Annotated in this window: 10 protein-coding genes; 3 read left to right on the top strand and 7 right to left on the bottom strand. The window is 60.5% G+C overall.

Annotated elements, in window-relative coordinates; genetic code table 11:
* Nucleotides 1-3: 3 nt before the first annotated feature.
* The 3 genes from ASE80_RS15475 to msuE all read right to left on the bottom strand — a co-directional run bounded on the left by ASE80_RS15475 (nt 4) and on the right by msuE (nt 3,071).
* Entirely contained in the window at nt 4-1,191 is a 1,188-nt protein-coding gene (locus ASE80_RS15475; protein WP_056859690.1) for an acyl-CoA dehydrogenase family protein, read from the bottom strand.
* Nucleotides 1,192-1,355: 164 nt separating this feature from the next.
* Complete coding sequence (gene ssuD, locus ASE80_RS15480; RefSeq protein ID WP_056859691.1) at nt 1,356-2,498, bottom strand: FMNH2-dependent alkanesulfonate monooxygenase; 1,143 nt, start codon at nt 2,496-2,498, stop codon at nt 1,356-1,358.
* A 9-nt stretch (nt 2,499-2,507) separates the two neighbouring features.
* Nucleotides 2,508-3,071 (bottom strand): FMN reductase, encoded by a 564-nt coding sequence (gene msuE, locus ASE80_RS15485; RefSeq protein WP_056859692.1) that lies wholly within the window; start codon nt 3,069-3,071, stop codon nt 2,508-2,510.
* 400 nt (nt 3,072-3,471) lie between these two features.
* On the opposite strand from msuE, the gene ASE80_RS15490 reads away from it, so the two are divergent.
* The 3 genes from ASE80_RS15490 to ASE80_RS15500 all read left to right on the top strand — a co-directional run bounded on the left by ASE80_RS15490 (nt 3,472) and on the right by ASE80_RS15500 (nt 6,991).
* Nucleotides 3,472-3,741 carry a hypothetical protein gene (locus tag ASE80_RS15490; RefSeq protein ID WP_056859693.1) on the top strand — a complete coding sequence of 90 codons (270 nt, stop codon included), beginning with the start codon at nt 3,472-3,474 and terminating at the stop codon, nt 3,739-3,741.
* Between the two features lie 233 nt (nt 3,742-3,974).
* The gene (locus ASE80_RS15495; protein WP_056859694.1) at nt 3,975-5,135 is read left to right on the top strand and encodes a cysteine desulfurase family protein; all 1,161 of its coding nucleotides are present in this window, start codon (nt 3,975-3,977) and stop codon (nt 5,133-5,135) included.
* Between the two features lie 47 nt (nt 5,136-5,182).
* Nucleotides 5,183-6,991 carry an aminopeptidase P family protein gene (locus ASE80_RS15500; protein ID WP_056859695.1) on the top strand — a complete coding sequence of 603 codons (1,809 nt, stop codon included), beginning with the start codon at nt 5,183-5,185 and terminating at the stop codon, nt 6,989-6,991.
* Nucleotides 6,992-7,175: 184 nt separating this feature from the next.
* On the opposite strand, the gene ASE80_RS15505 is transcribed toward ASE80_RS15500, so the two are convergent.
* The 4 genes from ASE80_RS15505 to rhtA form a co-directional block, all read right to left on the bottom strand.
* Nucleotides 7,176-7,766: a 2-hydroxychromene-2-carboxylate isomerase gene (locus ASE80_RS15505; protein ID WP_056859696.1), complete on the bottom strand. Its 591-nt coding sequence runs from the start codon at nt 7,764-7,766 to the stop codon at nt 7,176-7,178.
* A gap of 47 nt (nt 7,767-7,813) precedes the next feature.
* On the bottom strand, nt 7,814-8,545 hold the full coding sequence (locus ASE80_RS15510) for an SDR family oxidoreductase (protein ID WP_056859697.1): 732 nt from the start codon (nt 8,543-8,545) through the stop codon (nt 7,814-7,816).
* 99 nt (nt 8,546-8,644) lie between these two features.
* Entirely contained in the window at nt 8,645-8,926 is a 282-nt protein-coding gene (locus ASE80_RS15515) for a hypothetical protein (RefSeq protein ID WP_056859698.1), read from the bottom strand.
* A gap of 164 nt (nt 8,927-9,090) precedes the next feature.
* Nucleotides 9,091-9,978, bottom strand: a complete 888-nt coding sequence (gene rhtA, locus ASE80_RS15520; protein ID WP_056859699.1) for a threonine/homoserine exporter RhtA — start codon at nt 9,976-9,978, stop codon at nt 9,091-9,093.
* Nucleotides 9,979-10,336: the final 358 nt, after the last annotated feature.

The following is a 10,336-nucleotide window of genomic DNA, read 5'->3' on the forward strand; positions in this document are numbered from 1 at the left end:
CTCTCAGGAGTAGAACGTCGGGATCGGCAGGGACTGGTTCAACGCCCAGTCCCCCAGTTCGTGGAGTTTGTAATCCACCGGGTCGTGCAGGGTTTGCGTGCGCAAGTTGCGCCAATGGCGGTCCAGGCGCAGCGAGGCATGGGTCGAGCGCGCGCCGGTGACTTCAAACAGGCGGCTGCACAGGTCCAGGCCCTGGCGGGTGGCGGCGACTTTGGCAGTGGCGATGGCAATGGCCAGTTCGCCGCGTTGCTGTTCGCTCAAGCTGGCACCTTTGGCCCAGGCCTGGTCGAGCAATTCGCCAGCACGTTCGACCAACAGGCGCACACCTTGCAGGGCCACCCAGAATTCGCCGTAGTGGTGCAGCACGTAAGGGTCCTGGCGCACATCGCCAGCCGAAGATTTGTGCCACGCACGGGTTTCGGTGAGGGTGTAGTTGCGCGCTTCTTCAAAGGCGCCTTCGGCAATCCCGAGAAACATATACGTGAACGTCAACTGCGCGATCAGCGGGCGCAGGCAGGCGAAGGGCGTGCTCAACGGGCCGGGATCGAGCAGCAACTCCGACTCTTCGACGCGCACCCGTTCAAAGCTGGCGCTGCCGCTGTCGGTTTGGCGCTGGCCGATGTTGTTCCAGTCGTTGTGCAAGGTAATGCCGCTGCGCCCGCTGGGAATCGCGGCGATCAGCAGCTTGCCGCCGGCGCTTTCGTCCACGGCCGAGGCGATGAGCATTTCCGAATCGCTGGCGCCGGAGCAGAAGCTTTTCTTGCCGGAAAATTCGCGCCAGCCGCCGAAATCCTTGACCAGCGTGCGCGTGTCCAGCGGGTTGAGGGCATTGCCCCAGAACCAGTTTTTGCGTGCGGTCTGTTCGAACCACGGCTGCCATTGGTCCGGGCGCGCAAACAGGCGCACGGTGGCAAGCATCAAGTGGTGAAAGCCGAAGACATGGGCGATGGAGCTGTCGACCTTGGCGAACTCGCGCACGATGCCCAGGGTTTCACTCCAGCGTGCGCCGAGGCCGCCGTATTGCGTGGGGATACTCAGGGCCAGCAGGCCGCTTTGGCGCAGCGCGTCCCGTTCGGCCTTGGGCGTGCCGCCGCGCTCATCGCGTTCAACGGCGGTGAGGGCGAACTCGGCGGCCAGCAGTTTGGCGGTCTGCAACGGTGAAGGCAGGACGCTGTGGGGTTTGGCTGTCACACGGGGTTCCTCAATGTCTGTCTGGCAATCACGTTCAAATGTGGGAGCTGGCTTGCCTGCGATAGCATCGCTGTGGTGCAACTGAAACACCGCGTCGTCTGCATCGCGGGCAAGCCCGGCTCCCACAGGAGAGCAGTGTCCACATGGGGGGGATTTCAGCGCGCTCAGGCTTTGGTGTTCGGCAACACATCATTGGCAATCATTTCGCCAAACGGCCCCGTGAGGTTGGTGATGCCGCGCCCGGCGAGGCTGGCGTAAGGTTCCGGCAACAGCGGGAACACCAGCTCGGCAAAGCGATAGGCTTCTTCCAGGTGCGGGTAGCCGGAGAAGATGAAGCTCTCGATGCCGAGGTCGGCGTATTCCTTGATGCGCTCGGCCACTTGCTGCGGGTTGCCCACCAACGCGGTGCCGGCACCGCCGCGTACCAGGCCGACGCCGGCCCACAGGTTGGGGGCGATTTGCAGGTTGTCGCGGCGCCCGTCGTGCAACGCCGCCATGCGCCGCTGGCCTTCGGAATCAAAGCGCGAGAAGGATTTTTGCGCGGCGGCGATGGTTTCATCGCTGATGTGTTCGATCAGTTTGTCGGCGGCTTTCCAGGCGTCTTCTTCGGTTTCGCGCACGATGACATGCAGGCGAATGCCGAACTTGACGGTGCGCCCATGGCGGGCGGCGCGTTCACGCACGTCGGCAAGTTTTTGCGCAACGGCGGCGGGCGGCTCGCCCCAGGTCAGGTACACGTCGACCTGCTCGGCGGCCAGGTCGTGGGCAGCCTCCGACGAACCGCCGAAGTACAGCGGCGGATAAGGCTTCTGCACCGGTGGGTAAAGCGCTTTGGCGTTCTGCACACGCAGGTGCTTGCCTTCAAAGTCCACCGACTCGCCCTGCAACACACGGCGCCAGATCTGCAGGAATTCGTCGGAGACTTCGTAGCGTTCACTGTGGTCGAGGAAACTGCCGTCGCCACGGTTTTCGTCGGGGTCGCCACCGGTGACCACGTTGATCAGCAATCGGCCGTTGGACAGGCGGTCCAGGGTCGCGGCCATGCGCGCCGACACCGTGGGCGAAATAATCCCCGGGCGAATCGCTACCAGGTAACGCAGACGTTCGGTCAGTGGCACCAGCGCCGAGGCGATTACCCAGGAATCTTCACACGAGCGCCCGGTAGGAATCAGCACGCCGAAGTAACCGAGGCTGTCAGCCGCTTGCGCCACCTGCTTCAGATAATTGAGGGTGACCGGGCGCGCACCTTGGGTGGTGCCGAGGAAATGGCCGTCGCCATGCGTGGGCAGAAACCAGAAAACATCCATGACAAATCCTTAAGCGATTTTCAGCAGAGAAGGGGAGTGCGCGGCAAACAGCGGCGCTGCGCGTTCTGCGGCCAGTTGAATGCGGGCTTTTAATAACTCGCTGGTTATTTGGTAGTCGGTGAAGTCAGCTTCGGTGGCGTACACGCCGATCGGCAGGGTCAAGGCCTGGAAGAAGCTGAACAGCGGGCGCAATTGGTGATCGAGCACCAGCGCATGGCGCTCACTGCCGCCGGTGGCCGCGAGCAACACCGGAGTGTCGATCAAGGCGTTGAGGCCAATCAGGTCAAACAGGTGCTTGAGCAGGCCAGGATAAGAGCCGCGATACACCGGCGCGGCGACGATCAGCAGGTCGGCCTGTTCGATGGCCAACAGTTGCGTTTCGACCTCGGCCGGCAGCTCATCACGTGAGAGTGCGCCGCCCAAGGGCCGGGCAATGTCACCCAACTCGATCAGGGTGGTCTGGATCGGCAGCAACGTCGCCAGTTCGGCCAGCACGGCTTGGGTCAGCACCAGGGTGCGCGACGGGCGCCAGGTTCCGCCGGAGAGGGCAACGACATTCAGAGGACGGGACATGAACAGTTCCTTTTTCAACAGGGGTGGGTAGCAGGTGAGAGGGAACGTGTTGAGCAAGAGCTGTACCAATGCCCACGAGCCTTGATTGACGAGGGCTGCAGGCGTTCTGTTGAAAAAAGTAGCTGTTGCCTGTTTGCGGTTTTGTTGAATGGCTGTTGCCTGGGCAACAGTTGCGTGGCGAACAGTGTTGATTGCGCGCAGAGCCATTTATAGAAGGTTATGGTTATTCCGTAAACGAACGTATTTCCATATTTATAGATCGTAAATGAATATAAGCGGCCCGCTATCAAGCATGCCGGAACGGTTGATAGCGACTATCACGGCGGATGATTTTTCACTGCGCAAGGGCGGGAGTAGCCTGTGTTCATTGACTAAAAACCTCCTTCGCAGGGCCTTCACCATGAACCACTTCCTGGCTGTTTCCTTAATAGTTGTCAGCGCCGTCCTTGCCGGATGTGCGACCCATCCTTCACCTGAATCGCGTCCTTACACCGCCGAAGAAACCAGGCAGTTGGCCCTTGAAGCCTTGAGCCGTCGCGGCCTGTCGTTTGATGAATATCAACAGCAACGCGCCGCGTTGACCGGGCAGCCACACAAGCCGTTTGGCTTCGATCACCAGGGCGAAATGAACGCCGAACGCAGCGTGGTGATGCACGGTCGCCCCAGTTGAGCCGGTGCCAATCGGCAAAAAGCCCGAGGATTCCCTTAAGGAACCTCGGGCTTTTTGTTTGCCATTGGGATACTTCAGCCTGTTAAGCTGAATTTCAGGAGCGTTCCTACGCACATTTACATAAAGTGGTCCTTCTTTTATGGCATCCGACTGGTTAAACCTGACGACCTCTGTCCCGGTCGATGCCCCCCGAGGCGCTGTCCTGGGGAATACGCTCTGCGAGTCTTAACGTCATGAATAAACGTCCGTTGTATTTCGACTACGCCGCCACCACGCCGGTGGATGAGCGGGTCATTCAAGTGATGGTCGAGTGTCTGGGCTTCAATGCCAACTTCGGCAACCCTGCGTCCAGCTCCCATGCGTTCGGCCAGGCGGCCCGGCACACGGTCGAGCAGGCACGACGCCAAGTGGCCGAGCTGGTCGGTGCCCAGCCTGAGCAAATCGTCTGGACCTCCGGTGCCACCGAATCCAACAACCTGGCCATCAAAGGCGTGGCCCAGGCGCGAGGTGTGGCAGGTGGACATATCATCACCAGCCAGATCGAACACAAGGCCACATTGGATACGGCGCGGCAGTTGCAGGAAGCCGGCGTAGCGGTGACCTACCTGGTGCCTGACGCTGACGGCTTGATCAGCGCCGAGGCGGTCAGTGAGGCCCTGCGAGAAGACACCTTTCTGGTGTCGCTGATGCTGGTGAACAACGAGTTGGGCACCCTTAATGACATTCCTGCCATTGGTGCACGCGTACGTGAGCACGGCGCGCTGCTGCATGTGGATGCGGCGCAGGGCGCGGGCAAGGTCGCGATCGACCTGGCTGAATGGCCGGTGGACCTGATGTCGTTTTCGGCGCACAAGCTGTACGGCCCCAAAGGCATTGGCGCGCTGTATGTCGGCCCGCGTGCGCAGCAGAAGGTGCTGGCGCAGATTCACGGCGGCGGCCACGAAGGCGGATTGCGCTCCGGTACCCTGGCGACCCATCAGATTGCCGGCATGGGCACTGCATTCGCCCTGGCGGCGCAGTCCTTTGCTGAAGAAAAAGCCGCAATCGTCGCGTTGCGTCAGCGCCTGCTCGATCAGTTGGAAACGATTGCCGGCGTGCGCCTCAATGGCAGCGCCACCCAGCGCATTCCCCATACACTGAGCCTCACGTTCACAGAGGGCGAGTTCAATTCCGCCGCACTGAGTGCAGGTATCGCGTTTTCGGCCACCTCGGCGTGCAATTCGGCGAGTAATGCGCCGTCCCATGTGCTTCTGGCGTTGGGCCATGACGCACGCAGCGCCGGTAGGACCATTCGCTTGAGCCTGGGCCGGTTTACCACCGAGCAGGATATCGATGCCGCCGTGCAGTTGATCAAAGCCGCGTTGGCCAGTGCGCCGGCGTTCTGGGCGGTCTGATTTTTCAGTCACAACATAACAATTATGAGTGCTTAGCAGGAGACATGATGAGTACGCAGCCTTTGACCCATGGAACGGTTCCCCAGCGCCTGGCGCATACCCGCGAACTGATGCGCCGCGAGGGCATCCATGCCCTGCTGGTGCCGTCGGCCGACCCGCATCTGTCCGAGTACTTGCCGGGTTACTGGCAGGGGCGCCAATGGCTGTCGGGGTTTTATGGCTCGGTAGGCACGTTGATTGTCACCGCGGATTTTGCCGGCGTGTGGGCCGACAGCCGTTACTGGGAGCAGGCGACCAAGGAACTCAAGGGTAGCGGCATCGAACTGGTGAAACTGCAGCCAGGCCAACCCGGCCCGCTGGAATGGCTGGCCGAGCAAACCCCGGAAGGCGGCGTGGTCGCAGTGGACGGCGCAGTAATGGCCGTGGCCTCGGCACGTACCTTGGGCGCCAGGCTGGCCGAGCACGGCGCTCGCCTGCGTACCGATATCGACCTGTTGAATGAAGTCTGGCAAGACCGCCCGGCCTTGCCGAACCAGCCGATCTACCCACACTTGCCGCCGCAGGCGACCGTCAGCCGTGGCGACAAACTCGCGGCCCTGCGTGCCAGCTTGAAAGAGAAGGGCGCCGATTGGCACTTCATCGCGACCCTGGATGACATCGCCTGGCTGTTCAACCTGCGCGGCGGTGATGTGTCGTTCAACCCGGTGTTTGTGTCCTTTGCCTTGATCAATCAACAGCAGGCCACGTTGTTTGTGGCGCTGAGCAAGGTCGATGCCGAGCTGCGCGCGGTACTGGAGCGGGACGGCGTGACCTTGCGTGACTACAGCGAAGTGGCAGATGCGCTGCGTGCAGTTCCGGCGGGTGTCAGCCTGCAAGTCGATCCGGCACGCGTGACCACCGGTTTGCTGGAAAACCTCGATGCCGGCGTCAAGCTGGTCGAGGGCTTGAACCCGACCACGCTGGCCAAGTCGCGCAAAAGCCTGGCGGACGCCGAGCATATCCGCCAAGCCATGGAGCAGGACGGCGCAGCGCTGTGCGAATTCTTCGCCTGGCTGGACAGTGCGTTGGGCCGTGAGCGCATCACCGAGCTGACCATCGACGAGCATTTGACCGCCGCGCGTACCCGTCGCCCCGATTATGTGTCGCTGAGCTTCAATACCATTGCGGCGTTCAACGCCAACGGTGCGATGCCCCATTACCACGCCACCGAAGAAGAGCATGCGTTGATCGAAGGCGATGGCCTGTTGCTGATCGACTCCGGCGGTCAGTACTTGGGCGGCACCACGGACATTACGCGGATGGTGCCGATCGGCACGCCGAGTGATGAGCAGAAGCGCGACTGCACGCGCGTGCTCAAGGGCGTGATTGCCTTGTCGCGTGCGCATTTCCCCAAAGGCATTCTCTCGCCATTGCTGGATGCCATCGCCCGTGCGCCGATCTGGGCCGAAGGCGTGGACTACGGCCACGGTACAGGGCATGGCGTAGGCTATTTCCTGAATGTGCATGAAGGCCCGCAGGTGATCGCCTACCAGGCCGCCGCTGCACCGCAGACTGCAATGCAGCCGGGGATGATTACTTCGATTGAGCCAGGTACCTATCGCCCGGGGCGCTGGGGCGTACGCATCGAAAACCTGGTGTTGAACCGCGAAGCGGGCAAGACCGAGTTTGGTGAGTTCCTCAAGTTTGAAACCTTGACCCTTTGCCCGATCGACACCCGTTGCCTGGAGCCGTCGTTGCTGACGGCCGATGAGCGCGAGTGGTTTAACGCTTACCACGCCGAGGTTCGTGAACGCCTGAGCCCGCTGCTTGGCGGAGCAGCCTTGGAATGGCTGCAGGTGCGTACCGCCGCTATCTGATCGGTCGCAGCTCAAGAGCTTTGGCCTGGGCGTCGGCGAGATAGTCGTCGAACGCCCTGGCCAAGGCTGACTGGCGTCGATTGGGTGCCGACACCGCGTAATTCGCCGATACGCAACGTGACATGGACCCACACCGCTTACGATGTGCTCGCAAGCGGCGCTCAAGGCGCTTGGCGATCAAGTTTTAGCGGAGCGCTTCGCGCACAAACTCCAGACGGTCCTGACCGAAGAACAGGTCATTGCCTACAAACATACTGGGTGCACCAAATACCCCGCGCTGAACAGCCTGTTCGGTTTTGTCCTTCAGGGCGGCCTTGACCTTGTCATCGTTGGCCAGGTTCAGGACTTCCTCTGGGTCGAAACCCGTCTCACTCAACACAGCGGCCACGACGGCGGGGTCGCCCAGATGGCGACCTTCGACCCAAAGGGCGCGAAACAGGCAATCGACGAAGGCCTGGAAGCGCTCGGGCTGGCGCATCTGGATCCCCATGACGGCACGCATCAGCACCAGGGTATTGATCGGGAAGTGCGGGTTGAACTTGAGCACCACGTTGTAGCGTTTGGCGTAGCGCGCCAGGTCACTAAACATGTAACGCCCTTTGGCGGGCACAGTGATGGGGGAGGCGTTGCCGGTAGCTTTCAACACGCCACCCAGCAGCATGGGCTGATACACCAGTTGCGCACCGGTCTCGGCACATAGCGCAGGCAATTGCGTATAGGCCAGGTAAGTGGCGGGGCTGCCGAGGTCGAAAAAAAATTCCAGGGTTTTACTCATGGTCGATTCTCACTGCTTATTGTTGTTCTTGATCAGGGGCGGCGTGTTTACCAGGGTTCATTCCAGGGGCGCAGGTCCAGTTCGAAGGTCCAGGCGTCGCGTGGTTGGCTATGCAGGTACCAATAGTTGTCGGCGATGTGTTCTGGGTTGAGGATGCCGTCCTGGTCTTTCTGCGCATATTTGTGCGGGAAATTGTCGCGAATAAAGTCGGTGTCGATGGCGCCATCGACCACCACGTGGGCCACATGGATGTTCCGCGGGCCCAATTCCCGCGCCATGCTTTGCGCGAGCGCGCGGATGCCGTGTTTGGCGCCGGCGAACGCGGCAAACCCGGCACCGCCACGCAGCCCGGCAGTGGCACCGGTGAACAAGATAGTGCCGCGTTCGCGGGTGACCATGCGCTTGGCGACTTCGCGGGCGTTCAGGAACCCGGAGAAGCAGGCCATCTCCCAGATTTTGAAAAATTTGCGCGCGGTTTCTTCGAGGATGCTGCACGGCACGTTGGCGCCGATATTGAAGACGAAGGCTTCGATGGGCCCCAGTTGGGTTTCAATCTGCTCAACCAGCGCGATCACGTCGTCTTCTTTACGCGCATCACAGGCAAAACCGTGGGCTTCGCCGCCCGCTGCCTGGATGCTGTCGACCAGGGGCTGCAGCTTATCGGCACTGCGACGGGTGACGCAGGCAACATAGCCTTCGCGGGCAAAGCGCCGGGCAATGGCGCCACCGGTTGCATCACCGGCACCGACCACCAATACGATTTTCTTGTTGGGTGTCATGGGAACTCCGTTGCTCGAATGTCGAGCAGGAGTGTAGCCGCAGCAGGGCGTAGGGCATGTAAAGAGGAAGGAGCAGCCGGAAGAGGACTGCTCGGGCGGTCATTTACAGATGACGATCATGCTGCGGCTGGTGTAGCCGGCAGGGTTGATACCGAAAGGATAGTCCCCAGGCTCTTCGGAATTGTCACCGGATTTGGCGACAACCCGGTAGCCCTTGGCGCCGCAGGAGTTGGCTGCGCTGGTGTAGCACTGGTCCCAGGAGGAGGACAGGCCGGAACAATTGATGTGCATGCCTTTTTTGCCCCGTTTCACTTCTGTCTTGGTGGTCGCAGCACAGCCAGCAATACCCACGACCAGTAACAGTATCAAAATTCGTTTCATTACTATCCTTATAGCCGCGTCGCAAAAAGGCTCGATGCAGGCTTCACTCGCTCTCGATTGTAGCGTTCAGCAGTCCCTGTCGAAATTCTCCATGAAAGACATTCGTTTACGGCCTAAACATGGCCTAAATGAGCGGCAAATACCAGAGCTACCTGCGATGAGAATCAATCGGCGGGCACCAATGGTTTGGATTCATTGCGCATCGTCAGTGTGGCACCGACGGAGGCGAAGATAATGCAGGTGATTGCCAGCCATTGCGCGAGGGACAAGTGCTCCTGCAGGAAGAACAGGCCGGAGAGCGCACCGAATGCGGGCTCAATGCTCATCAAGGTGCCGAAGGTACGAGCGGGCAGGCGAGTGAGCGCGACCATTTCCAGGGTATAGGGCAAAGCGGTGGAGAGGATGGCCACACCGATAGCAACGGGAATCAGCGAGGGCGTCAGCAGGGCGGCGCCGGCATGGACGATGCCGATCGGCGCCACGAACAAAGCGGCGATCATCACGCCCAGGGCGGCAGTTTGCACACCGTTGTCGTTGCCGGCTTTTTGGCCAAACAGAATGTAGAGCGCCCAGCAAACGCCGGCACCCAGTGCATAGGCGGCGCCAATCAAGTCGATGCCGCTGCTGGTTTCGCCGGTGGGGATCAATAACAGCAGGCCCGCGATCGCGAGGCCGATCCATACAAAGTCAATCGCTCGGCGCGAGGCATAGATAGCCACGGCGAGCGGGCCGGTGAATTCCAGCGCTACTGCGATGCCCAGGGGCACTGTGCGCAAGGACATATAGAAGAGAAAGTTCATGCCACCCAACGCCATGCCGTAGACGACGACCGTGCGCAGGGACTTGGCCGTGAGTTTGGCGCGCCATGGGCGTAATAGCAGCAGCATGATCACACTGGCGAAAATCAGCCGCAGAGTCGTAGTGCCCTGGGCGCCGACGATGGGGAACATGCTCTTGGCCAGCGAGGCGCCGGACTGGATGGAGGCCATGGCGATCAACAGCAGGCCGACCGGGAACAATGTCGAGGCCAGGCTGCGAGGTGGTGTGGTCATTGGGGCGGGTGTCCGAAGTCATGGTAAAGAAGCAGAGCGCCTATGATGCTTAACTGTCTGGCTTTGAGCAATATATTGCTCAGTTCGGGTTGCTGTGCTTTTTATATAGAAGGGATAGGGCATTTGGGGCTATTTGATAGAAAACCTAAGTTAAGTGTTGACGGTGTTTCATATCTGTCTATAATTCGCCCCACTTCCGGCGCAGTCGAAACGTAAAACTCCTTGGTAAACAAAGAGTTACGAAGTTTTCGGCAGCAGGTTGCTTCAGTTCATCGAAGCCAAAAGGAAGTTGAAAAAGAGGTGTTGACAGCAGCGTGTAACGCTGTAGAATTCGCCTCCCGCTAACGAGAGATCGTAA

This window comes from Pseudomonas sp. Leaf15 (assembly GCF_001421425.1).
Classification (GTDB): domain Bacteria; phylum Pseudomonadota; class Gammaproteobacteria; order Pseudomonadales; family Pseudomonadaceae; genus Aquipseudomonas; species Aquipseudomonas salomonii.